Consider the following 24,461-nt stretch of genomic DNA (forward strand, 5'->3'; position numbering starts at 1 on the left):
CCGAAGGCGGTGGGCGTCAGAGGACGACGGGCGGTGTACGCACCGCATCGTTGAGCCTGGCCTTGTCGTGACGCTCGCCCTTCTTCAAGTGCTTGATCACCAGAAGGCAGGGCAGGCCGAAGGTGCCGCCGGTGAATTCGCGCGGACGGCTGGCGGGAACGGCGACCGTCCACGGCGGGACCTCGCCCCGGCTCAGTTCCTCACCGGTGGCGGCGTCGATCACCGGAATGGTGTCGGTCAGCAGGGCCCCGGCCCCCAGCAGCGCACCTTCACCGACCCGGGCGCCGCTGTAGATCATCGCCCGGGCGCCGATGAAGGCATCGTCCTCGATCACCACCGGCCTGGCCATCGGCGGCTCGATCATGCCGCCCAGGCCGACCCCGCCGGAAAGGTGGACGTTGCGGCCGATCTGGGCGCACGACCCGATCCCGACCCACGAATCGACCAGGGTGCCCTCGCCGACGTACGAGCCGATGCCGATGTGACTCGGCATCACCACAGCGCCCGGCTCCTGGTAGCTGCCCCGGCGGATCACGGCGCCCGGTGACACCTGCACACCGGACGCACTGATCCCGGACTTCAGCGGAATCTTGTCAGCGCACTCGAACGGGCCGAACCGCGAGTTCTCCGGCTGGGCCTGCTTGTACAGCAGGAGGATCGCGTTCTTCAGCCACTCGTGGACCACGACCTCCCCGGCGACGAGTTCGGCCACCCGGGCGCGGCCGGTGTCCAGCAGCTCGATCGCCGCGTCGACAGCGGCCACGGCCTCGGCCGACTGGAGCGAGACCTCGTCCCGCAGCTCCCAGAGCTCCTCGATCTCACTCTGCAATATCGCTGTATCGACACCGCGGTTCAGCATCGGTCCACACGCTCCCCAGGTTGGATGGAAGGTCGTCCCGGTGACCACCGGGACCTCGCACCGGGCGGCTCACGTGGGTTGCGCCCCATGCCACCCCGGCTGCGATGTGCGACGTCCGCCACTCTCCCCGGGACGTCAGCACGCGATGGGCACGGCGAGCTACTCAGCGGTAACTGCCTGCCAGGACACAGCCTCGCACACCTGTGATTCGTAGATCAAACCGGCGATTTGGCATCAAAAGGAAGGTTGAAAAGTAAAATTTTGACCCTTGCAAAAGTACGCTTATCGATGGCGCAGGACGATCCGTGGGAAGGTCAGGCCCCGCCCGGCGCGACGAAACGCCATGGCCCCTCGCCATGCCGGTCACCGCCGTGCGCTGACCGGCGGGCGGTGCGAGCCGGCGATAGGCTTTCCTGGGTTGGTGGATCAGCCAAGGAGAGGACCCCCAGGCCGCCGCAGGCGTCGATTGCGGGTGGCGCGGTCGAGTGCCCGCGAGTCGCGAGGTGGGTGTGACACATGCGCGAGGCGGTGTTCCACGACACCTTCGGTGAGCTCCCCGAGCCGGGGGACGAGTCATACGCGGTGGTGGACGCGCGCGGCGTGCTGATGAGCTGGAGCCCGGGCGCCGAGCGCCTGCTCGGATACACCGTGGACGAGGTCCAGGGACGGTCCGCCACCGAACTGCTGGACAGCCACGCCGAGGTCGCCAACCTCACGGGGCGCTTCCGGGCGCAGGACACGGCCTTCCTCGGACAGGTGGTCCTGCGGCACCGGCACGGTGGGCGGCTGCGGGTGGCCATCTGGGCCCATCCCCTGACCGGCGCTTCCGGTCAGCCGTGTTGGCTGGTCCACGCCGAGAGCACCGATGACTTTCGCCGGCGTAACCTCGGCCGCGCGATCCTGGGGAGCCTCTTCAACGAGTCCCCGTTCATCGTCGACGTCTTCGACACCCGGCTGCGCTTCGTCGCGCAGAACCGCAGAGCCCGTCAGGGGGCGGGCTTTCCGGACCAGGACTCCTTCGGGCGCACCATGCGGGAGATCGCCCCCGCCGGGTTGTTGGACCTGACGGCTTTCGAGGCCCGGCAGCGGCAGGTGCTGGCCACCGGTGTGGCCATGGTCGCCACCGAGGTGCGTGGCCGCGTTCCCGCCGACCCCGACCGGGACCGTACCTGGTCGGAGACCATCCTGCCGCTGCGAAACCGCTCGGGGGAGGTGATCGGAATCGTCCACGCGGTGTTCGACGTGACCGAGCGAGTGCGGGCCCAGGAGCGGTTGGCCTTGGTCAACGACGCGAGTTCGAAGATCGGCGGCAGCCTCGATGTCCTGGACACCGCGCAGGAGTTGACCGATCTGGCCGTCCCGGCGTTCGCCGACCACGCCTATGTCAACCTGCTGGACCCGGTGTTCGGCGGCGAGGAGCCGACGGCCGGTCCGATCGCGGACGCCGTGCCGCTGCGCCGTGCGGCGAGTTCGTCCGTCCTCGGGGGCCCGGGGCAGGTGGCGGTCGCGACCGGAGATGTCGACCCCTTCACCTCCGGGCCGAGCTCCCTGTTCACCCGGGCCATGGCGAGCGGTGAACCCGTGCTTCTGACGGGTCCGGAGGTGCTCGCCGAGCTGACCGCGTTCGATCCCCGTCGGGCCGCGCTGGTCGGTGAACTCGGAGTCCACTCCTGGCTGCTGGTGCCGATGGCCGCACGGGGCGCGGCACTTGGCACGGTGGTCTTCGTACGCTTCCAGCGTGCGCACCAGTTCGAGGCGGACGACGTGCTGCTGGCCCAGGAGTTCGTCGCACGTGCCGCCGTGTGCATCGACAATGCGCGCCGGTACACCCGGGAGCGAACGACCGCGCTGGCACTGCAACGCAGCCTGCTGCCACGGCGACTGCCCACGCTCGGTGCCGTGGAGGCGGCGTCGCGCTACCTGCCGGCCGGCGGCCACCTGGAGCTGGGAGGCGCCTGGTTCGACGTGATCCCGCTGTCGGGCGCGCGGGTGGCGTTGGCGGTGGGAGACGTCGGCGGGCACGGCCTGCACTCGGCAGTGACCATGGGCCGGCTGCGCACCGCGATGCGCACGCTCGCGGACCTCGACCTGCCGCCCGAGGAGGTGCTCACCCACCTGGACGACCAGGTCAACCGGTTCCAGGACGAGAGCGACGAGAGCGACGATGTCGACGAGAGCGGCGAAGGGCTCACCGGCGGGGCGGCCGGAACGACCTGCTTGTACGCGGTCTTCGATCCCATCTCACGGCGCTGCACCATGGCCCGGGCCGGTCATCCGTCGCCCGCGCGCGTGTCGGCGGACGGGAGGGTGGAGTTCCTCGAGCTGCCGGGCGGTCCTGCTCTCGGAGGCAGCGGAGCGCCGTTCGAGAGCGGTGAGCTGACCCTGGCCGACGGGGACCTGCTCGTGCTGTACACCGGTGCTCTGCTGAAGTCGCCGGAGCAGGGCACCGCCAGCAGGGCGGAACGGCTCCGCGAGGTGCTGTCCGGCCAGCCGCTCTCCGACCAGCCCCTCTCCGGCCAGCCTGTCTCCGGCCAGCCTGTCTCCGGGCTTGCGCTCGACGACGTCTGCGAGGCCGTGATCCGCCAGATGCTGCCGATCCACCCGCAGGACGATGTGGCGCTGCTCGTGGCGCGGGTCCACGGACTGGACGCCGACCGCCACGTCACCTGGGAGCTGGCGTCCGAGCCCGAGATCGTGCGTGAGGCACGTACGCTGACAGCTCGACAGCTGGCCGAGTGGGACCTGGCGGATCGGGTGGACCTCGCGTTCACCACGGAACTGGTGGTCAGCGAACTGGTCACCAACGCCATCCGCTACGGCAAGCCGCCGATCCGGCTGACACTGATCCGCGACCGCACCCTTGTCTGCGAGGTCACCGACGGCAGCAGTACCTCCCCGCACATCCGGCGCGCACTGGAGACCGACGAGGGAGGGCGCGGGCTGTACATGATCGCCCAGTTCACCCAGCTCTGGGGCGCCCGCTACCACGCCCGCGGCAAGACCATCTGGGCCGAACTGCCGCTCCCGGAGAGCCCCGGCGCCCCGGAGCGGCCCTCCCGCACAGCGCCAGGCCTTGACCCGAGTATCCGTAAGTTGTAGCTTACTGTTCGTGGGTACTTACCGAGCTGGCGATGGCTTTGACGCCTTGGGGGATCCCACCAGGCGTTCCATAGTCGAGTGTTTGGCGCAGCGACCGCACGCCGTCGGTGAGCTGGCCGACCAGTTGCCGATCAGTCGGCCGGCGGTATCCCAGCACCTGAAGGTGCTCAAGGACGCAGGGTTGGTGACCGACCGTGCGGTCGGCACCCGCCGGGTCTATCGGCTGAATCCGGCGGGCGTGGCCGCGCTGCGTGATCAGCTCGAGACGTTCTGGAACCGCGCGTTGGACGGCTATCAGGACGTCGTGGACCAGACCGAGGAGAAGCCATGACTCAGGCAGCGGCTGCCGTGGTTCGCAGGGAGATCGTCGTAGAGGCGCCGATCGAGCGGGCCTTTTCCGTGTTCACCGAGCGGTTCGGCGACTTCAAACCGCCGGAGCACAACCTGCTCGGCGTCGCGATCGCCGAGACGGTGTTCGAACCGAAGGTCGGCGGCCACATCTACGACCGGGGCGTCGACGGCAGCGAGTGCCGCTGGGCTCGTGTCCTGGCCTTCGAACCGCCGGATCGGGTCGTGTTCAGTTGGGACATCAGCCCGCAGTGGCAGATCGAGACCGACCCGGACCACACCAGCGAAGTCGAGGTCACGTTCGTCGCCGAGACCCCGCACCGCACCCGGGTGGAGCTGGAGCACCGCCACATCGATCGGCACGGCCCCGGCTGGCAGGCCGTCAGCGACGGCGTCGCCCACGACGCAGGATGGCCGCTGTATCTGACGCGCTACGCGGCCCTGTTCACGGAGGGCAGCTGAATGTCACCGATCACCGTCAGCACTGATGTGGACCGGCCGGCGGAAGACGTGTTCGCCTACGCCATCGACCCGACCCGCTTCCACGAGTGGCAGGCGGGCGTCATCGACGGCCACATCGACCAGCCGGGTACCCCCGCCGTAGGGGCCCGGTGCCGGACCACCCGGCGTATCGGCGGCGCCAACCGTCCGAGCACCTCCGAAGTCGTCCACGTCAACCCACCCGAGACATGGGGCGTTCGGGGCATCGACGGGCCCGTCCGCGCCATCGTCGACGTCACCGTCAAGCCCCTGACCGCCGACCGATCCCGCCTGACCATCGCCGTGGACTTCGAAGGCCACGGGATCGGCAAGCTCCTCGTCCCGCTCGTCGTACGCCGTGAGGCCCGCAAGGAGATGCCGACCAACCTGGCGACCCTGAAGCAGCGCCTGGAACGTGGCCAGGGCGACACGTCGATCTGACGACCGCAGCTCGCGAGACCACTGACGGCACCGCGGCACCGCCCTGAGCCGTCCTGACTCGCCCCCGCAAGGTCGTATCCAGGCCCCGGCCGCCGCACCCGGGCGTGAGCGGCCCCGCTGGCTGGCTTCTGACCTGCGAAAACGCCCCGCCGATCCGATCCGGTTCGGATCGGCGGGGCGCGGCGGTGCCCCCGGCAGGAGCCGCAGAACATGGCTGGTCGTTGCGGGCGGTTGGTGGTCCGTCAGGCCGTCGTGCTGCGGCAGTAGGTCCGGCATCGTCCACCCCCGAGTCGCGCGGCCGGCGGGTCGCAGGGCTACGCACCGCCAGGCCTGCCACTCAGCCCGAGCGCACTACGTGATCGCCAGGACCGACGAGAGCAGGACCACCGGTCAGCCGTGAGGTTCCTTGGCCTGAGTAGTGGCCCCGCCGACGGAATCGGTCAGCTCCTGCCGACGGGCGTCCACTGCGTTGGCCAGCACTTTCGCGCGGAACGGGTTCGCTCCGTCCAGCGCTTGTGCGACCTCGACCGCCTCGTCCAGCAGCGCCAGCCTGACCTGCGGCAGCTCGCTCACCCTGGCTGACCGGCTGGCCTCGACCAGCACATACGCGAGCTTCGACCCGTATACCTCGGGCCCGACCTGCGTCAGTACCCGGTAGACCCACAGTGCCTCTGGCCCTCGCAATACCCGCCGGTTCGAGCTGAGCAGCAGCGCCCTCGCCCGCAGTACCGCATCCTGATCCATCGCGTTCCCCCTTCAACCCGGCACTCCCGCCCACCGTCGACGGCGGGGCAGCACGACGTACGCACCGGCACCTGGGGACAGGCGCCGACACGCGGCCGTGGGAGTGGATGCCGTCGAGTCTGCGGGCGAACGACACATGCGGGCAAGGGAACCCGGGCGTGCTCTCCGTCCTACCCCGGGAGCCTGTGACAAGGCATGATGGACCTGACACTCTGACGGAGACCCAGCGCCCTGACGGTGCTGGTCGCCCCGCCACCCACCCCTGGGGCGGCTACGGGGTGGATGCGCCAGAAGAGCGAGAATCCAGCCGGATCACGCAGTGCTGACCGTCATGGTCAGCGAGAGTGACGAGTGGCCCACTGCCGCTTGAGCGGATGCCCGTGACCTGTGCGAGCCGGTCGAGTGCGCTCACTGACTCCAAGCGAGGCTATATATCGGGGTCTGCCATGCTTGATTCCTCATATGGAGGCCTCCGGTGGCGAACCCGATGCCGCTCGGAGTCGACGTGAGGGGCGTGGCGATGAAGACGATCGGGCTGATCGGTGGGATGAGCTGGGAGTCGACAGCGGAGTACTACCGGTTGTTGAACGAGTTCACGCGCGACCGCCTCGGCGGACTCCACTCGGCGCGGTGCGTGCTCTACTCGGTGGACTTCGCGGAGATCGAGCAGTTGCAGGTCCAGGGCCGCTGGACGGAGGCCGGCGAGATCCTGGCTGCGGCTGCTCAGGCTCTCGAGGCAGCCGGCGCAGACATGGTGCTGATCTGCACCAACACCATGCACAAGGTCGCCGACCGTGTCGAGGCGGCGGTCTCCATCCCCCTGCTGCACCTGGCCGACGCCACCGCAGAGGCCGTACGGGCGTCAGGCCTGCACCGAGTCGGCCTGCTGGGCACCGCGTTCACAATGGAGCAGGATTTCTACCGAGGCCGTCTCGAAGCCGGCGGACTCGATGTGCGAATCCCGGACGCTGACGGGCGCACGACCGTTCACCACGTGATCTACGAGGAACTCTGCCTGGGCATCGTGCGGGACGAGTCACGCGCCGCTTACCAGAAGGTCATCACGGACCTGGTCGCAGGCGGTGCGGAAGGCATCATTTTGGGCTGCACCGAAATCGAGCTTCTCATCGGTTCCGAGGACAGTCCCGTCCCGGTCTTCCCCACCGCACGACTCCACGCCGCGGCCGCTGTGGACGCGGCACTGTCCGGCACCGAGAACGACGCACCAACCGCGTCCGTATCCCGCTGACAGCCGTCTAGTCCCGCAGGCTCGATCGTTCGGCAGGACTCGAACCTGCGGCCACGTGCTTAGAAGGGCCCCTGCTGGGTCGCGGCCCGCTCCATCGAGACTGGGGATCAGAAATCCGTTTACCTGCCCGCTCTGCGACAGCAGCCTCACATCCCGTGCCCGGCCGTACTAGTTGTGGCGACGAGGAACTCAAGGAGCTCATCCAGAAGGTCTACCACGCCAACTACCGTGTCTACGGGGCTCGGAAGATCTGGCGCGAGCTGGGTCGGCAAGGCCACGCGGTGGCCCGATGTACCGTCGAGCGACTGATGCGCGAACTCGGCATCACCAGCGCCGTGCGAGGTAAGAAGGTCATCAGCACCATCGCCGACCCGGTCGCCGAGCGCGCCCCGGACCCCTACGACAACGCCCTCATGGAATCTACGATCGGGCTGCTCAAGACCGAGCTGATCAAGCCCCGGCGGCGCTGGCGCACCCTCTCGCAGGTCGAACTCGCCACCGCCGAACGAGCCCGTACCTGTGGCCCCTCGTACAGAACTCGACCGCACCATGGTGGTGGGCTTGTACCGCGACGGCCAGAGCATCAAGGCCATCGCGGCCCTGATGGGGGTTTCGACCGCCACGATCTCGCGGCGCCTGGCGGACTGGGGCGAGAACAAGCGTGACGTGCGGGCAGTGGGCCGTCTCAACGCCGCACCGTCCTACGGGCGCGGTCAGGCGGTCGGACGTCGTCCGTGGGCAGCGGCGTTCGCCGCCTCCGGTGGACGCGGGCACTGCCCCGACTGCCGGGAGCTGACCGCCGAGCGCCAGCGGGCCCGCGCGCGGGGCGAATCGGAAGCGGTGGCGAGCGGTGCGGGCTTGACGGGTTTCGTCCGCCCCGGATCATCGAGCAGCGGGGAGCCCGGACGAACGGTGAGCAACCATCGGCTTTGACCTGGGGAACACGCTGGGCCGTGACGGCCTGTCCGGGGATCTTCCGGACCGGTTCGACTGCCACCTTCGTCCTTGAGTGGGCGTTCAACAAGGAACACCGGGACCAGGCATCGCAAGAGAACAAGCGGATCCTGCGCTGGATTCAGCGGCACAGTGGCCCGGCCGGCGACATCGAGGGCAGCGCCCGCTTTGCCCTGGTGATCACCGCGATCACCACCAAGCTCGACGGGAAGCGGGCCGCCGCGTCGTCCCGGAGTCGGAGTCGTCGGATCCTGACGAACGCGCTGGACTACACGGTCCGCTCCAAGGTGCTGACGGCCAATCCGATGCAGCAGTCGAGCGAACCGCGGGCCAAGGCCGTGAAGACCAGCGATGCGGTCGACAAGCGATCGCTGATCGGGCCGGAGAAGACCGCCCAGTTGTTCGCCTGGATCCGCAATCGTCCGCGCGGTGGCAGCCGGCTCCACCCGTTCTTCGCGACGGTGCGCTACGCCGGGACGCGGCCGGAAGAGGCTGTGGCCCTGCGGGTGAGTGACCTGGCTCTGCAAGAAGGAGCGTGGGGCGAACTGTTGGTGCACGTGGCTACGCCGGAAGTGGGCCGCCGCTGGACCGACTCCGGGACGCGGCACGACCGCCGGCACCTGAAAGGGCGCGAGGAGGGGCAGGTGCGGCCGGTGCCGTGCTCGCCCCTGCTCGGTGGCATCCTGCTCCAGCACATCGAGGACGAGAAGCTGAAGACCGGTGACCTGCTCTTCCAAGGGGAGGGAGGCGGAGTGCTGGCCGGGTCCGTATGTCGGCGTGCTTGGCACCGGGCCCGGGACCAGCTCCTGACCGCCGAGGAGGCGGCCTCTCCGATGGGGAAGCGGGTGTACGACCTCAGGCACACCCGGCTGACGGAATGGCTGAACGCCGGGATCCCACCGGCCGAGGTGGCCGTCTGGGCAGGGAACAGCGTCGAGGTTCTGCTCCGGAACTACGCCCTGTGCATCGACGGGCAGCAGGCGGAGTACCGGCGCCGGATCGAGGCCAACCTCCGCTGGGAGGCCGCAGGCCCGAACGGGGCGCCGGGCGGCCCCCGACTGGCCCGGGCCACGGCGGATCGTTGCCGCCGCGCGTCCGCGAATGTGCCGTGGACAGCCGGAAACCGCGGCCGCCAGCCGCAACCAGTCGGACAAGAGTTCGATTAGAAGTCCGTGGTCACCGCAGACAAGGTTGCCGCACGGTCGTGCTCTGACCTGCGAAAACGCCCCGCCGATCCGGCTCGGATCGGCGGGGCGCGGTGGTGCCCCCGGCAGGACTCGAACCTGCGGCCAAGTGCTTAGAAGGCACCTGCTCTATCCGCTGAGCTACGGGGGCGGGGCGGGCGTTGGCCCGGGGTGGGGCTGGTGGGCGTTCGGTGCCTAATCCCTGGGTGGGGTTGGTGGCGCCCTGCCCTGTCGGGGACAGGATAAGGGGGTAAGGCTGCCTTGCTTGGCTTTCCACCGAGGGGGTGGGTTGTGTCGGCCTTGCGAGAGCGGTCTGATAATCGCAGGTAGCGGGGCGGGGTGCAGCATTGCGGGGTGGGTTCCCGTCGGACGTTGTGCAGTCGTTACGGCGATGTCTCCTCACCCGTTATGGACCTGCCGTGCTGGTAGCGGGGTGTGCCGGGAACGTGACGGTTCAGGAAGGGTGGGGCGGGGGTGGGATTTCGGTTCGTCCGGTCGGATGACGTGGACAGAGCGTCCCTGCTGCCACTCGTTCAGGGGGCATGGGGCGCAGGTGAGCCGCCCTCTTGTCATGCACGCAGAATGTAATGACTATCGGCCGTGAATATGGGATGGCCAAACCCTGGCAAAGTTATCCACAGGGGCTGGTTATCCACAGAAATATCCCACCGTGGGCCGATGTCCATGAAACGGGACATCATCGTCATCAGCCGACCGATTCTCCGGTACGGGAGAAATACGAGAAATGCGGAGGGTGTGTCGTGAACGAGACTCTGGTGACGATGATCGGAAATGTCGCCTCGGCGGTGAACTACGGGCAGACGGCCGCCGGGGTGCCGACGGCCAACTTCCGGCTCGCGGCCACCGAGCGGCGCTACGACCGGGCGCGCGGTGAGTGGGTCGACGGCGAGACCAACTGGGTCAGCGTGACGGCCTGGCGCTGGTTGGCGACGAATGTGGTCAGTTCGCTCAGCAAGGGTGATCCGGTGGTGGTGTGCGGGCGGCTGCGGATCAGGGAATGGGAGGACGACGGCAAGCGGCGGAGCGTTGTGGACATCGACGCCCGGGCGGTGGGGCACGATCTCGGCCGGGGTACGTCGGCGTTCCGCTGGGCGGTTCGTGGTCGTTCGGAGGTGACGTCGGCAGGAGAGGCGGTGCCGGAGTGGATCGTGAAGGCGATCCGCGAGCACCGCGCCACGCGGGCGGCGGAGGCGGATGGCACGGGTGGTGCCGGAGGCGCTGCTGGGGCTGGCGAGTTGATGGCCGCTGCGGTGGCCGGCGAGGCTCCCGGGGTGCGCGAGGTGGCGGTCGGGTCGCCTCGGCGGCCGATGGCGATCGAGGCGGGTGCAGCGGCGGGTGACGTCGGGGGAGAGGGGGTGCCTGGCTCCCCGGCGGCGCGCGCCACGCGGGCGCCCCGAGCAGCGCGGGGTGCGGTGGCGCCGCGGTCGACCAGGGGAGGGTGCGCGGCAGGCGGAGCGTCAGCCGGAGCGGAGGCTCCGTCGGTCGGGGCGGAGGGCGAGGTGGTGACGGTGTGACCGAGCTGGGCGCGCGGCCGTGGGCGGAGCGGGGCGCGTGGCCTGACCTGGCGTCGGGTCGGGCGCCCCGGCGGCCGGAGATGGTCGAAGCTGGTCGAAGGGGCAGTCGCTGGCGGTCACCGGCTGGGCGCTGGTCGGGGGCCGGTCGGGGGTTGGCATCGTGACAGTACGGGCCTGCTCAGGACACAGGCGTGGCCGTAGGCGTGGGCGTGGAAAGGGCCTGCGGGGTATGGGAATCGGGAGTAGTGGAGTCGGGCAAAGGGGTCTCGCCCGCTGACCGTTAGTTGAGCCTTCGCCAACTCTTCGCCGACACTTCGGTGACACTTCTCGTCACCGACTGTGCAATGGGAGACCGACGGCGGCAGGTCAGAGAGTCGATAAAGTGACGAAATAGCTGGCACCGCGTCAGGATGACGCGTTGGCAACCGGCTTGATAACAATTCCGATACAGAAGCGACTTCTGTAGGTCCTGTGGTTTGCACGCCTGCGGTTCTCAATATGATGCGTCTGGTTCAGACAAGTGCGGCAGCGCCACAAGCGCGGCAATGCGCGGCGGGCCGTCATGGGCGCGGCCCTGCCCGGAGGGGTCATTCATGTACCACATGCAACGGCGGGGTATCTCCCGCTTCGCTTCTGTCATGCTCGCGTCGAGCATGCTGGTCGGCGGCGGGTTCGCACTGGCGGGGGCGGCTGTCGCGGACGGCGGCACCGGCGGTTCGGGGGCCGTCGCCACGCTTCAGGACGGCCTGAAGGCCGGCGGCCACATCAAGATCAACGACAGCGACTGGATCGCCGGCGGTGGCCTGATCGTCCTCAAGGCGGCCGACGGTACCGAGTTCGACACCTACTGCATCGACATCCACAACGAGACGCAGCAGAGCGCCAAGTACCAGGAGAGCGACTGGTCCGGCATCTCGCTCGGGACCAACCCCGACGCCGGCAAGGTCAACTGGATCCTGCAGAACTCCTACCCGCAGGTGAGCGACCTCGCCACGCTGAGCAAGGACGTCGGCGGCGCGACGCTCTCGGCGGACCAGGCCGCGGCCGGCACCCAGGCTGCCATCTGGACCTACTCGGACCACCTCAAGGCGGTCCCGACCGACGCCACGGCCGCGGCGCTGGCGACCTACCTCATCAGCCACGCGACCGACGTGCAGCAGCCGACCCCGTCGCTCACCCTGAGCCCGGCGGCTGTCAACGGTGCGCCCGGTGCGCTGCTCGGGCCGATCACGGTCGCGAGCACGGGTGACTCCGTCGCCGCCCAGCTCGACTCCGCCTCCAGCGCGGCCGGCGTGGTCATCACGGACGCCACCGGCAACGTCCTGTCGGACAAGACCGGCAAGCTGACCAAGCCTGCGAAGAACGGCGACAAGCTCTTCGTGAAGGCTCCGGCCGGTGCGGCCGCCGGTTCGGCGACCATCACCGCCTCCACCTCGGCCCAGGTGCAGAGCGGTCGGGCGTTCCGCAGCCTCAACTACACCCCCGATCACCACAGCCAGACCCTGATCCTCGCCGGCAGCCAGACCGACACGGTCAGCGCCGCCGCCAAGGCCGGCTGGACCGTGACCACCCCGTCCTCGTCCCCGAGCACGTCGGCCACTCCCACCGCCCCGGCGACCCCGAGTGCCAAGCCGAGCAGCTCCGCCGCCCCGGTGGTGCCGAGTGTCTCGGCCAGCCCGAGCAGCACGGGTGGCAAGAGCCTGGCGTTCACCGGTGGTGGCGGCTCGACCCCGCTGATCGCGAGCATCGCCGGTGCGCTGGTGCTGCTCGGTGGTGGCTCGGTGTTCATGATGCGTCGCCGTGGTCGCCACAGCCGCACCGCTGCCTGATCGGGCAGCCTGGGGCCCGACCGGGTGACCAGGAAAGCCTGACGCAGCTGTAGAAGGCTGTTGAGCGGCTGTGAGAAGAAGACGAAGTGGCCTGGCCCCGACCCCGGGGCCGGGCCACTGGCGTTCGCCCGCCCTCCCGCCGTGCGGCTGCGCTCGTCCCCGGCCCTGCCCTCGTCCCCGTCCCCGGCCTTGTCCCCGGCCTTGTCCTTGGCCTCGTCCTCGGCCCCGTCCCCGGCCTGCCCGGGCCCCCGCAGGTTCGGGATGGGAGCCGGGGTGCGGCACAATGGAACGCTGACAGCCTGAAACACTCCTCGACGACGCCGGAGCGATCTCACGTGGCGGAATACATCTACACCATGCGCAAGGTGCGCAAGGCGCACGGCGACAAGGTCATCCTTGACGACGTGACGCTCAGCTTCCTCCCCGGAGCGAAGATCGGCGTCGTCGGCCCCAACGGCGCCGGCAAGTCCACCGTGCTGAAGATGATGGCCGGCCTGGAGCAGCCCTCCAATGGTGACGCGTTCCTGTCGCCCGGATTCAGCGTGGGCATGCTGCTGCAGGAGCCGCCGCTGGACGAGTCCAAGACGGTCCTGGAGAACGTCGAGGACGGCGTCAAGGAGGTCAAGGGCAAGCTCGACCGGTTCAACGAGATCGCCGAGCTGATGGCGACCGACTACTCGGACGCGCTGCTGGACGAGATGGGCAAGCTCCAGGAGGAGCTCGACCACGCCAACGCCTGGGACCTCGAAGCGCAGCTGGAGCAGGCCATGGACGCGCTGGGCTGCCCGCCCGGCGACTGGCCGGTCACCAGCCTCTCCGGTGGTGAGCGCCGCCGCGTCGCGCTCTGCAAGCTGCTGCTCGAGGCGCCCGACCTGCTGCTCCTCGACGAGCCCACCAACCACCTGGACGCCGAGTCGGTGAACTGGCTGGAGCAGCACCTGGCCAAGTACGCCGGCACCGTCGTCGCGGTCACCCACGACCGGTACTTCCTCGACCACGTCGCCCAGTGGATCCTGGAGCTCGACCGCGGCCGCGCCTACCCGTACGAGGGCAACTACTCCACCTACCTGGAGACCAAGCAGTCGCGTCTCAAGGTCGAGGGCCAGAAGGACGCCAAGCGCGCCAAGCGGCTCAAGGAAGAGCTGGAGTGGGTCCGCTCCAACGCCAAGGGCCGCCAGGCCAAGTCCAAGGCCCGCCTCGCCCGGTACGAGGAGATGGCGGCCGAGGCCGACAAGATGCGGAAGCTGGACTTCGAGGAGATCCAGATCCCGCCGGGCCCGCGTCTGGGCAGCATCGTGGTCGAGGTGGACAAGCTCAACAAGGCCTTCGGCGAGAAGGTGCTGATCGACGACCTCAGCTTCACCCTGCCGCGCAACGGCATCGTCGGCGTGATCGGCCCCAACGGTGCCGGCAAGACCACGCTCTTCAAGATGCTGCAGGGCCTGGAGAACCCGGACTCCGGCAGCGTCAAGGTCGGCGAGACCGTCAAGATCAGCTACGTCGACCAGAGCCGCGCCAACATCGACCCGAAGAAGACCCTGTGGGAGGTCGTCTCCGACGGTCTCGACTGGATCAACGTCGGCCAGGTCGAGATGCCGTCCCGCGCCTACGTCTCGGCGTTCGGCTTCAAGGGCCCGGACCAGCAGAAGCCGGCCGGGGTGCTCTCCGGTGGTGAGCGCAACCGCCTGAACCTGGCGCTCACCCTCAAGCAGGGCGGCAACCTGCTGCTCCTCGACGAGCCCACCAACGACCTCGACGTCGAGACCCTCTCCTCGCTGGAGAACGCGCTGCTGGAGTTCCCGGGCGCCGCTGTGGTCATCTCCCACGACCGCTGGTTCCTGGACCGAGTGGCCACCCACATCCTCGCCTACGAGGGTGACAGCAAGTGGTTCTGGTTCGAGGGCAACTTCGAGTCCTACGAGAAGAACAAGATCGAACGCCTGGGTGCCGATGCGGCCCGCCCGCACCGCGCGACCTACAAGAAGCTGACGCGCGGCTGACGATCCGTCAGCGCCCGCTGGTCCGTCAACACGCGGCCCACGGCTGACCGGGCCCGGCGGCCCAGCGGCCCGGCCGGGTGCCCCTGCGGCATCCGGCCGGGCCGATCGAATGAGTGGAAGAAGGAGAGACGTTCGTGGCTCGCCACATCTACGCCTGCCCGCTGCGGTGGTCCGACATGGACGCCTTCGGCCATGTCAACAACGTGGTCTTCCTGCGCTACCTGGAGGAGGCCCGGATCGACTTCATGTTCACCCAGGCCGCCGAGGCCGGGGCGGGCGAGTTCGCGGGCGGCTCCGTGGTGGCGCGGCACGAGATCGACTACAAGCTCCCGCTGGTGCACCGCCCGACGCCGGTGACCATCGAGACCTGGGTGACCCGGATCGGCGGGGCCTCGCTCACCGTCCGCTACGAGGTGAAGGACATCGCGGAGGACGGCACCGAGACGGTGTACGTCCGGGCCTCCACGGTCGTGGTCCCGTACGACCTGAAGAACGCCCGCCCGCGCCGGATCAGCCCGGTGGAGCGGGAGTTCCTCAGCCGCTTCATGGACGAGTCGGACGTCGTCGAGCGGAGCACGGCGAAGCGGGCCGAGAAGGTGCCCGCGGCGGCCTGACCACCTCGAGCGAACGACGAACCCCGACGACGAACGAAGTGTGAGCGCACCCGTGATCAGTACCGCCCGGTTCGTGCTGGCCGACCCCCGCGAGGCGGCCGACCTCGGCGCGTTCCTGGCCCGGCTGCTGCGGTTCGACCGCGCGGCGGCGGTCCGGCTGCAGGCGACCCCGGACGAGACGGGAGCGGGCGCGGGCACGGGAACGGGCGAGGGCTCGGGCGCCGGTGTGCTGGCCGTGTACGGGCGGTTGCCGCTCGGCAGCGCGGGGGTCCTGGCGCTGCGCACCGCACGTCTGGTTCGGTCCGCCGATCCGTCCGCCGATCCGTTCGTCGGCCCGGCCGTCGACCTCACGGTCTCGGCGGGTCAGCTGCTGGACGGCGTGGACGAGGAGCACGGCGCGCTCGCCGTGCCGCCGCCGGTGACCGGGCCCGCCTGGGCGGGTCTGCTGCCGCCGCGCGGCGGCTGGCGGCCGCTCGGCGCGGTCGGCGCGGACCAGGTGCTCCCGCAACTGCTGGCCGCGGTCGGCGAGTTCAAGGAGCGCACGGCCCAGGTGCCGGAGCACCACCGCACCCGCGCGGTGCTGGACGGCATCGCCGACGAGATCTGGGCCCGCCCGCTGACCGCGCTCCCGGCGCTGCCGCTGCGCGCGGCCCACGCCGCCTACCGGATCGGCTTCCTGCACCCGGGCGCACCGCTGACGGCGCACCGCGCGGGTGGCTGGTTGCGGCTGACCGCCCCGCACGGCACCGTCGCCCTGCGGGCCGCCGCCGCCCCGGGTGCGGGCCTGGGGCTCACCCCGCTGGCCTGACGCACCACACCGGCCGCGCCTGACGCACCCCAGCACGGGCCCGGCCGCTCAGCCGGCCTCCCGGTCGTCCGGCCGCACCGCGATGTGGTCGGCGGCCAGGTCGACCGCGACCCGGTGCTCCATCCCCAGCGCGGCCAGGAACTCGCGCGGCAGCTGGACCCGCCCGGTGCGGTCCAGCATCACGTACTCCCGCTCGCTGACCGTCTCGCGTCCCTCCTCGTCGGTGAGCGTCTGCCGCAGCACCTCGGAGCTGGTCCGCCCGTCCCGGATCGCGACGGTGCGCCGGACCTCGCCGGCCACCATCGGGTCGTGCGTCACGATCACCACGGTGGCGCCGAGTTCGCGGTTGACCGTGCGGAACGCCTCGAAGATCCCGGCGGCGGTCTCCGAGTCCAGCTCGCCGGTCGGCTCGTCGGCGAGTACCACCGAGGGGTTGTTGGCCATCGCGACGGCGATGGCCACCCGCTGCTGCTCGCCACCGGAGAGCTGGGCGGGTCGCCGGTCGGCCAACCGGCCGATGCCGAGCGCGTCGAGCAGTTCGCGCGCCCGGGCGGAGCGGCGTCCGGCCAGGCCCGCCTTCCAGCGCTCGCCGTTCAACTGCATGGGCAGCGCGACGTTCTGGGCGGCGGTCAGGAACGGCAGCAGGTTGCGTGCGGTCTGCTGCCAGACGAAGCCGACCACCTCGCGGCGGTAGCGCAGGCGCTCCTTGGCCGTCATGTTCAGCAGGTCGCAGCCGGCCACGCTGGCCGAACCGGCCGACGGGACGTCGAGTCCGGCCAGGATGTTGAGCAGGGTGGACTTGCCGCTGCCGGAGGCGCCGACCAGCGCGACCAGGTCGCCCTTGCCCACCAGCAGGTCCAGGCCCTGCAACGCCTGCACCTCGACCCGTTCGGCGGTGAAGATCCGCACCAGCCGGTCGCAGGCGATCACGGAGTCGTGCCCGTAGCCGGGGGCGGCCTTGGCGGTCCGCACCCGCCGTTGCAACTCCTCGAAGCTGACCTCGGCTTCGGCACCGCCGGCCACCCGCTTCGTCCCATCGCTCACCGCTGGTCACCCGCTCTCAACTCGGTATTGATCTGCCGCCGCCCGGCGAGCAGCGTCTCCGCGACCACCACCGCGCAGGACAGCGCTGCCAGGATCAGCGCCTGCCAGGCCACCGGGGCCAGTGCCGGCCGCAGGCCGCCGGGCACGCTGGTGCCGACCATGGCCGTCAGGTTCACCGCCGAGCCGAGCAGCGGCACGGTCAGCCAGCTCACCGCGGCCCCGGCGATCGCGGCGAGCAGGGTCTGCGGCAGCGATTCGATCAGGATCAGCGCCAGCCCCTGGCCCGGGCGCAGGCCCATGGTGCGCAACCGGGCGAGCAGCGCGGCCCGTTCGGGTGCCGCGCGGAGCAGGGTGAGCAGCAGCGCGAGCGCGCTGTACCCGGCGGCGGCGAACACGGCTGTCCAGAAGAGCCGCGCGGCCGCGTGCTGCAACGGGCTGTCGCTCAGCCCGTTGGCGTAGTCCTGCGCGGTGGCGACGCTGAACAGCTGGTTGGCCTGGTTCAGCCGGCCCGCCTGGCCGGCGTCGATCCCGGCCGCCGGCAGCTCGCCGGCCAGCAGCCCGCGCAGCGCGGCGCCGCTGATCCCGCCGCCGCTGCCGAACCACTCGGTGGGTGCCGCCAGCAGCGGTGCCGACCTGGGCAGTTGACGCACGACGGCCGCGCTGGAGACGACGATCACCGCGCGCTCGGCGGGGTCCGGCATCGCGGGGGTGCGGTGGAAGGCACCGACCGGCTTGATCCGCAGTTCCCCGTACGGCGACGGGAGTTCGATGCCGCCGCTGCCACCGTGCAGCGCGCTCGCGACGTTGTCGCTGATCAGCGCCGGGACCAGGCCGTCCGAGCCGTCCGACGAGTCCCCCGACGACGCGCCTGACCCGCCCGACGACGCGCCTGACCCACCCGAGGCCCCACCTGACGACCCGTCCAGCACCGCCGGATCGAACTGCCCGTAGCCCACCTGCCTCGACAGCGCGGCGTACCCCTGCGGATCGACCATGACCAGCATCGCCCCCGCCATGTCGTCGCCGCTGCTGGTGGTGAGCGCGGCGGTCTGGTCGACCACCACCGAGGTGCCGGCCCGCACCCCGGGCAGCTTGGCCGCGGCCGCCGGGAAGCCCGCCGGCAGGGTGCCGAGATCGCTCGCCATCACCCGGGCGTCGCCCCCGACCAGCTGACGGACCGCCAGCTGGCGCGCCGCGGAGCTGGAGTCCAGCACGGTGACCCCGAAGCCGGCGGTGGTGACCGCGAGTAGCAGCGCCATCAGCGGCAGCACGGTGGGGGCCTGCCGCTGCCGTGTTCCGGAGCCGCCGAGGGAGCCGCCGAGGCCGCCGCCCGTGCCACCACCGCGGGTGGCCCTGGCCAGTCCGAGGAAGCCGACGGCCCCGCGCCCCCGGGCCGCCAGCCGCGCCCCGGGCGCGAGAAGCAGCGGGAAGAGCCGGGCCAGCAGCACCGTCGCGGCGACCGCCAGCAGCACCGGCGCCGCGCTCAGCAGCAGGTCGAGCGAGCTGCCGGGCGGGGCCACCCCGCGCCGTCGCACCGCCAGCACCGCGCCGGCGGCCAGCGCCAGCGCGGCCAACTCCGCCACCAGTCGCCCCGGTTCGCCAAGCGGCCGGGCGAACCGGGAACGCCGACCGGTCCTGGCCGGCGCGGGCGTCCGACGGTCCTTGGCCCGTGGCCCGGTGGCCCGCAGCAGCGCCACCGCCCGTACCGGGAACGGCAGCAGTCCGGCCAGGCCGGTCAGCACGCCGAGCAGCACCGCGGCCGTCCAGCGGGGCGTGGGCAGCAGCACCAGCGCCAGGGCGGTGCCGAGCAGGGTGGCGGGCAGCACCGGCACCGCCGTCTCGGCGAGCAGTCGCCCACCGATCGCCGGCAGCGAGCCGCCCCGGGCACGCAGCAGCGCCAACTCGGCCTGCCGGCGGTCCACCGCGAGCCCGGCCGCCAGCAGCAGCACCACCACCGCGACCCCGGCCGCGCCGAGCGGGCCGATCGCGTAGAGCGGGGCGGCTGCGGCGCGCTCCTGCTGGGCCTGCTCCAGCAGGGTGGGCAGGCTGGACTCCGGCCGCAGGCCGGGGACGCCGGCGGCCGCGTCCAGTTGCGTGACCAGCGGGCCGTCCAGCATCGAGCCGACCAGGCGCTGCGCCTGGCCGAGCTGGTAGCCGTGCAGGTGACGCGGATCGATCGGCAGTTGCCAGAAGAGCTCGGCCCGGCCGCCCCAGACCGGCAGTTGTGGCAGTGCGCCGGCGCCGACCAGCGCGTTGACCTGCCAGTAGTGGGCGGGCGGCATGGTCGGGGTGCTGGCCAGGCAGGGACCGGTCAGGCAGGGCAGCGGGGACCAGAACGCCTCGTTCGGATCGTTCGCCTCGAAGACGCCGACCACCACGGCCTGGCGCTGCGACCGTGGGCCGTTGATCACCGGCGACCCCGTGAAACTGGTGGTGCGACCGGTGTCCAGGACGCTGCCGACACCGACGTGCAGCAGGTCGGCGGTCGGCTTGGCCAGCGCGATCTCGAAGCGGAGGTTGCCGTCGGCTCCGGCGTCGACCGTGTCCGGCAGCCGGCCGGCCAGCAGCCGGACATGGGCACTCTGGTCGTGCGGGGTGACCAGGTTCATCGACGGCGGGACGGCGTCGGGGCTGGGCAACCCGGGGTCGGTCAGGTCGCGCGGGACGGTGGTGCGCGCACCGTAGGTCTGCTCGCCGGGGGAGGGGGCCAGCGGCTGGGTGATCTCGTCGTGCAGCTCGTGCGCGACCAGGTCCAGCACGCGTTGGGTGTAGCCGGAGACGCCGCCCGGGTTGCCGAGGCCGCCACTGGTCTGGTCGCTGCCGACCGTGGCCGTCAGGCTGCGGGCGGTCGGCGCGGCGTCGGTCAGCAACTTGCTGACCGCACGGTCGGAGTCCCGGTCCAGCGTGCGCGGGAGCGCCGCGGCCAGGAAGGTGCTGCCGAGCACCAGCACGGTCAGCAGCAGCGCGGCGGCGCGGCTGGTCCGCAGCCGGGTCCGCACCCAAGGGGCCAGCGGTCGGGCGCTCACATCTCCTCCGAGAGGCGCAGGCAGGCGACGGTGTCGGCGCCTCGGGCCGGCCGCAGCACCCGTTGGACGGTAAGCAGGACGGGCAGCGCGGCGACCGCCGCCAGCAGCACCAAGGCCTGCCCGAGCGGCAGCACCACCAGCACCGGCGGCATCGGGCGGTGCGCGGCCGGGGTGAGCACCGTGTGCGGCACCACCAGGTGGACCAGCACCGTGCCGAGCAGTGCGCCCACCCCGAGCCCGAGCGCGATCAGGATCCCCTGCTCGGCGGCGGCGGTTCTGGCCAACTGCCGGTGCCGGGCGCCGAGCGCGCGCAGCACGGCGAACTCGCCGGCCCGCTCGCCGGCGGCACCCACCGCGGCCGCCGCGAACCCGATCGCGGCCAGTACGGCGGCGGCGACGGTCAGCGCCAGCAGCGCGCTCTGCGGGGCGGCGCTCAGCGGGTCGTCGCGCATCGTGGCCAACTGCTGATCGTCCAGATCCAGTTGCGCCGGGACGGTGCCGGCCCGCAGCTTGGCGGCGGCCTGGGCGGGCACCGGGTCGCCGGGGCCGGTACTCGGCAGCCACCACTCGTTCGGGCCGACCGGCTGGCCGCCGGCGCCGGCCAACGCCCGGTCCATGGTGGCCAGGTCGACCATCAGCGCGGTGGTCGGGCCGCCGCTGTCGCTGCCGACGGTGGGCAGCGCGGGGACCACCTCGGTGATCCTGACGTCCAGGCTCGCGGTGCCGGCCTGCACCGGGACGTGCTGGCCGAGCTTGGCGCCGGTGGCGTCCATGAAGTCCTTGGTCGCGGCGGCGGCGATGGTGCCGGGGAACGAACCGCCCGGCCCGTCCACGGTGACCTGCTGGGTGTCGCCGGCGCCCTTCGAGGTGTACGTCAGACCGAGCAGGTCCTGGCCGTTGTCCGGGGCCAGGGTCGGTTGGCCGGGCGGCGCGCCCGCGGTGGTGTCGTAGTCCGTCACCCGCCAGTGCAGTCCGCCGAGGCGGGGCGCCGGTACGCCGGCCGCGCCGGGGGCGTCCACGGATCTGAGCTGATGGATCGTCAACTGCTGTTCGGCGCCGGTCGATACGCTGTTGGTCAGCTGGAAGCCGGTCAGCGTGAGCGGGTAGGCGGGGCGGCCCACCGGTGCGGCGAAGAGGGCGCCGAGGTCGGCCGAGACGGTTCCGTCGCCCTGGTAGGGCAGGTTGGGGACGATCGCCTCGAAGGCGACCCCGAACCGGTCGCGCAGTTCCAGCCGCAGCGTGGGGGTGGCTGTGGTCGCGTCGACGGGCGGCACGAACAGGCCCGGCGGCGCGCCGGGCGGCGGGGTCCAGTGAGCGTCGCCGGTCCGTACCGACACGTCGAGGTCGAGCCGGGTCGGCTCGCCCGGCAGCGTGATCCCGGCGCCCGGTCCGGTGCTCTGTCCGCTGCTCGGGTCGGCGCCCGATCCGGTGCTCGGACTGGCGCCCGGTCCGGTCTTCGGGTCGGCGGAGGTCAGCGGGCCGAACAGCTGGGCCGGCGTCCGCCCGCCGGTCAGGTCCTGGCGCAGCCGGACCGAGGTGGCCGCGTCCTTGCTGTCGACGGCCAGCAACTGGCCGATCCGGCCGCTCTGCAGCGGCAGCGGCTGCCGGTTGACGGGCAGGAACCGGCTGCCGCCGGGCAGCGCCGCGAGCACCCCGCCCTGGCCGACGGCCGGTACCGCGAGATCCGTCACCTTCAGGCCGTCGACGGTGGTGAAGTCGGCCTGGTCACGCTGCGAGGCGGTGAGCGAGGCGGCCTGGCCGAGCGCGAGCAGGCCCATCGAGACCGTGAAGACCAGCAGCAGCACCGGGCCGGCGTTGCGCCGCGGCCGGCGGGCGAACTGCCAGCCGGCCAGCGCGCCCGGCAGCCCGCGGCCCCGGCTCGCCCAGCGCTCGCCGAGCCGGGCGGCCAGTGGCAGCAGCCGCAGCGCCAGCACCGTGCCGGCGCACAGCGCCAGGGTGGGTGCGGTGACCAGGATCGGGTCCAGGCCGAGCCGGCCGGTGGCGTCCGCCGACAGCGCCCCGCCGCCGGTGGTCGCGGCGCCGGCGGCGGTGGCCGAGACGCCGGTGCCGGCCGCCGAGCCGTAGTGCGCGAGTTGCAGGTAGGCGAGCACGGCCAGCACGAGCAGCGCGAGGTCCACACCGGACCTGGCCAGGCCCGAGACGAGCTGCCGGCGTCGCCCGGCCCGCCGCTGCAGCACCGGGCCGGCCGCCCGCAGCGCGGTGGGCACCAGCACCACCAGCACCGCGCCGCCGGCGACCGCGAGCGCGATCAGCCAGGAGTCGAGTGACAGCCCGCCGCTCGGCCGCACGCCGGTGCGGGCGAGCGCGCCGTAGCGGCCGAGCAGGCGCAGCAGCGGCGGCGTGAGCAGCGGGGCGAGCGCGGCGGCGGGCAGCGCGAGCAAGGCCGCCTCCAGCGCGGTCAGCCGGGCGATCCGGTGCCAGGCGGCGCCGCGCGCGGTGAGCAGCGCGTCCTCGGCGGCCTGCCGCTCGGTCAGCAGCCGGGTCACCAGGACCAGGGCGGCGATCGCCAGCACGGTCAGCTGCAGCGCGCCGATCACCAGGGTGGAGGTGGCCACCAGCAGGTCGTTGTGCAGCGCGTCCAGGGCGTTCGGCAGCCCGCTGCTGCTGGTGAGGCCGGTGCGCTGCTGAAAGTCAGTCAGCTGACTGCTCGTCCGGTCCCGCAGGGCGTCCAGCTGGCTCGCCTGGGCCTGTGAGAAGTCGGCGCTGATCAGCCAGTTGACGCCCTGCTCGGTGATCCGACCGCTGCTGAAGGCGGAGTCGGCGACCAGCAGCGGGCCGTAGGTGGTGAAGCCGTTGACCTTCAGGCCACGTCCGGCGAGCGGGTCCAGCTGCCAGTACGGGGTGGTCGCGTCGGTGGCGTGGTAGCTGCCGGTGACCAGCACGTCCAGCGCGGAGCCGTCGAACCGGTCGACCAGCCGCAGCGTGGCCGGCAGGTTCGCCGGACGCAGGCCGAGCCGGCTGAGCGCGAGGTCGGGCACGGCCACCTGAACCGGAGCGCCGGCGTCGGCGACGGGCTGCGGCAGGCGGCCCGCGCTGACCGTGACCTCGGTCGGGTCCAGCGTGGCGAGCAGCGTCAGATCGGGGTCGGCTCCGGTCGAGGTGCTGCCCGAGCCGGTGCTGCCTGGGCTGGTGCTGCCCGGGCCGGTGGTGCTGCCGCCGGCCGGCAGCGCGTAGGCGTGGCTGCGGGCCACCTCGCGGACGGTGCTGGGCAGCGGGCCGAAGATCCGCCCCGCCAGCGCCCGGACCTGCTGGTCGGCAGCCGTCCGCTTGCTCGCGTCGATGCTGTCGGAGCCGACCTGGACGGTGGTGGCGCTCTGATCCTGGACGCTCAGCGCCCGGCGGACCCCGGCGTCCCCGATCCCGGCCTCGAAGGCGTTCAGCGCGCAGAGCACGGTGGCGGTCAGCAGCACGGTCAGCGCTGCGGCCGTGGCCAGCGCCCAGCGGCTGCGCAGCCTGCGTAGGACAAAGCCCATGGACGCCGACCCTCCCCCGAACCGTCCGAATACCGGGCGATGCTGTCAGACCACGAAGTCCATGGGAAGGGTGTTGCTGGAACGAACGTCCGAATCCCGGTAGGTCTGCCCGAGAGGGCAGCGGGCTGTCAGTGGGCGTCGATGGGACGTCAGTGCGCGTTGACCATCGAGGCGGCCGCGTAGGTCAGGTAGTCCCACAACTGCTGCTCGGCGGCCGGCTGGAGATCGAGTTCGTCCACCGCCGCCCGCATGTGCCGCAACCAGGCGTCGTGCGCGGCCTGGTCGACCTTGAACGGGGCGTGCCGCATCCGCAGCCGCGGGTGGCCGCGCTGCTCGCTGTAGGTGCGCGGGCCACCCCAGTACTGCATCAGGAAGAGCACCAGGCGCTCCTCGGCGCCGGCCAGGTCCGCCTCGGGGTACATCGGACGCAGCACCTCGTCCCCGGCCACCCCCTGGTAGAAGTGGTGCACCAGCCGGCGGAAGGCGGCCTCGCCGCCGACCGCCTCGAAGAAGCTCTCCTCGCGAGTCTCGTCCCGCCCGATCTCAGTCACCTGACCATGGTCGCAGACTGCCACCGGGGCCGGGAAGCAGACCTTCGTCCTAGGGCCTGTCGTCGAACCCCCTTCGTCGCCCGCAGGGCGCCGCCGAGCAGAAGGGGGTTTGACGACAGGCCCTAGCTTGATCTTTAACCTGTGCGGCGGGGGCGAGGGGTGTTGGACTTCTTCGTCTTCTTCGCTGCTGGCTTCGTCGTGC

The 24,461-nt window shown here is 71.5% G+C and carries 18 protein-coding genes, 1 tRNA gene and 1 pseudogene; 13 read left to right on the top strand and 7 right to left on the bottom strand.

Translation table 11 applies throughout. The annotated features are described in order from the left end of the window. Window positions 1-16: 16 nt before the first annotated feature. Window positions 17-829, bottom strand: a complete 813-nt coding sequence (locus ABH937_RS34510; protein WP_370220527.1) for a 2,3,4,5-tetrahydropyridine-2,6-dicarboxylate N-succinyltransferase — start codon at window positions 827-829, stop codon at window positions 17-19. A 546-nt stretch (window positions 830-1,375) separates the two neighbouring features. Here ABH937_RS34510 and ABH937_RS34515 point away from each other — a divergent pair. The 4 genes from ABH937_RS34515 to ABH937_RS34530 are packed head-to-tail and all read left to right on the top strand — an operon-like array spanning window position 1,376 to window position 5,227. Next, a complete protein-coding gene (locus ABH937_RS34515; RefSeq protein ID WP_370220528.1) occupies window positions 1,376-3,958 on the top strand; it encodes a SpoIIE family protein phosphatase in 2,583 nt (860 codons plus the stop codon). Between the two features lie 10 nt (window positions 3,959-3,968). Then, window positions 3,969-4,289 (top strand): metalloregulator ArsR/SmtB family transcription factor, encoded by a 321-nt coding sequence (locus tag ABH937_RS34520; RefSeq protein WP_280688731.1) that lies wholly within the window; start codon window positions 3,969-3,971, stop codon window positions 4,287-4,289. After that, window positions 4,286-4,768, top strand: a complete 483-nt coding sequence (locus ABH937_RS34525; protein WP_370220529.1) for an SRPBCC family protein — start codon at window positions 4,286-4,288, stop codon at window positions 4,766-4,768. Before ABH937_RS34520 ends, ABH937_RS34525 begins: the two co-directional genes overlap by 4 nt. Then, complete coding sequence (locus tag ABH937_RS34530; RefSeq protein ID WP_370220530.1) at window positions 4,769-5,227, top strand: SRPBCC family protein; 459 nt, start codon at window positions 4,769-4,771, stop codon at window positions 5,225-5,227. A gap of 390 nt (window positions 5,228-5,617) precedes the next feature. Here the strand turns inward: ABH937_RS34530 and ABH937_RS34535 are convergent, their stop codons facing one another. Continuing rightward, window positions 5,618-5,971 (bottom strand): hypothetical protein, encoded by a 354-nt coding sequence (locus ABH937_RS34535; RefSeq protein WP_370220531.1) that lies wholly within the window; start codon window positions 5,969-5,971, stop codon window positions 5,618-5,620. A 520-nt stretch (window positions 5,972-6,491) separates the two neighbouring features. On the opposite strand from ABH937_RS34535, the gene ABH937_RS34540 reads away from it, so the two are divergent. The 4 genes and pseudogenes from ABH937_RS34540 to ABH937_RS34555 all read left to right on the top strand — a co-directional run bounded on the left by ABH937_RS34540 (window position 6,492) and on the right by ABH937_RS34555 (window position 9,340). Continuing rightward, window positions 6,492-7,220 (top strand): aspartate/glutamate racemase family protein, encoded by a 729-nt coding sequence (locus tag ABH937_RS34540; protein ID WP_280689035.1) that lies wholly within the window; start codon window positions 6,492-6,494, stop codon window positions 7,218-7,220. A gap of 155 nt (window positions 7,221-7,375) precedes the next feature. Next, a pseudogene (locus ABH937_RS34545) lies at window positions 7,376-7,558 on the top strand (IS3 family transposase); the annotation flags it as partial. Between the two features lie 211 nt (window positions 7,559-7,769). Further along, on the top strand, window positions 7,770-8,153 hold the full coding sequence (locus ABH937_RS34550) for a helix-turn-helix domain-containing protein (protein WP_370220532.1): 384 nt from the start codon (window positions 7,770-7,772) through the stop codon (window positions 8,151-8,153). A gap of 20 nt (window positions 8,154-8,173) precedes the next feature. Continuing rightward, on the top strand, window positions 8,174-9,340 hold the full coding sequence (locus ABH937_RS34555; protein WP_370220533.1) for a site-specific integrase: 1,167 nt from the start codon (window positions 8,174-8,176) through the stop codon (window positions 9,338-9,340). Window positions 9,341-9,433: 93 nt separating this feature from the next. Here the strand turns inward: ABH937_RS34555 and ABH937_RS34560 are convergent. Then, window positions 9,434-9,509, bottom strand: a tRNA-Arg gene (locus ABH937_RS34560). Between the two features lie 436 nt (window positions 9,510-9,945). Between ABH937_RS34560 and ABH937_RS34565 the strand changes: the two genes are divergently transcribed. The 5 genes from ABH937_RS34565 (at window position 9,946) to ABH937_RS34585 (ending at window position 16,144) form a co-directional block, all read left to right on the top strand. Further along, complete coding sequence (locus tag ABH937_RS34565; protein ID WP_280688736.1) at window positions 9,946-10,893, top strand: single-stranded DNA-binding protein; 948 nt, start codon at window positions 9,946-9,948, stop codon at window positions 10,891-10,893. Between the two features lie 638 nt (window positions 10,894-11,531). Next, window positions 11,532-12,722, top strand: a complete 1,191-nt coding sequence (locus tag ABH937_RS34570; RefSeq protein ID WP_280688737.1) for a thioester domain-containing protein — start codon at window positions 11,532-11,534, stop codon at window positions 12,720-12,722. 335 nt (window positions 12,723-13,057) lie between these two features. Further along, complete coding sequence (ettA, locus tag ABH937_RS34575; protein WP_280688738.1) at window positions 13,058-14,722, top strand: energy-dependent translational throttle protein EttA; 1,665 nt, start codon at window positions 13,058-13,060, stop codon at window positions 14,720-14,722. 134 nt (window positions 14,723-14,856) lie between these two features. Further along, a complete protein-coding gene (locus tag ABH937_RS34580) occupies window positions 14,857-15,336 on the top strand; it encodes an acyl-CoA thioesterase (protein ID WP_370220534.1) in 480 nt (159 codons plus the stop codon). Window positions 15,337-15,376: 40 nt separating this feature from the next. Then, complete coding sequence (locus ABH937_RS34585) at window positions 15,377-16,144, top strand: hypothetical protein (RefSeq protein ID WP_370220535.1); 768 nt, start codon at window positions 15,377-15,379, stop codon at window positions 16,142-16,144. Window positions 16,145-16,192: 48 nt separating this feature from the next. Here the strand turns inward: ABH937_RS34585 and ABH937_RS34590 are convergent, their stop codons facing one another. The 4 genes from ABH937_RS34590 to ABH937_RS34605 all read right to left on the bottom strand — a co-directional run bounded on the left by ABH937_RS34590 (window position 16,193) and on the right by ABH937_RS34605 (window position 24,259). Beyond that, entirely contained in the window at window positions 16,193-17,188 is a 996-nt protein-coding gene (locus tag ABH937_RS34590) for an ABC transporter ATP-binding protein (protein ID WP_370220536.1), read from the bottom strand. Next, complete coding sequence (locus ABH937_RS34595) at window positions 17,185-20,214, bottom strand: hypothetical protein (protein WP_370220537.1); 3,030 nt, start codon at window positions 20,212-20,214, stop codon at window positions 17,185-17,187. Before ABH937_RS34595 ends, ABH937_RS34590 begins: the two co-directional genes overlap by 4 nt. Next, window positions 20,211-23,708, bottom strand: a complete 3,498-nt coding sequence (locus ABH937_RS34600) for an FtsX-like permease family protein (protein WP_370220538.1) — start codon at window positions 23,706-23,708, stop codon at window positions 20,211-20,213. Before ABH937_RS34600 ends, ABH937_RS34595 begins: the two co-directional genes overlap by 4 nt. 149 nt (window positions 23,709-23,857) lie before the next feature. Further along, window positions 23,858-24,259, bottom strand: coding sequence for a globin (locus tag ABH937_RS34605; RefSeq protein WP_370220539.1), 402 nt, complete (start codon window positions 24,257-24,259; stop codon window positions 23,858-23,860). Window positions 24,260-24,461: the final 202 nt, after the last annotated feature.

The sequence above is a fragment of the Kitasatospora sp. GAS1066B genome, assembly GCF_041262605.1.
In the GTDB taxonomy this organism is placed as follows: Bacteria; Actinomycetota; Actinomycetes; order Streptomycetales; family Streptomycetaceae; genus Kitasatospora.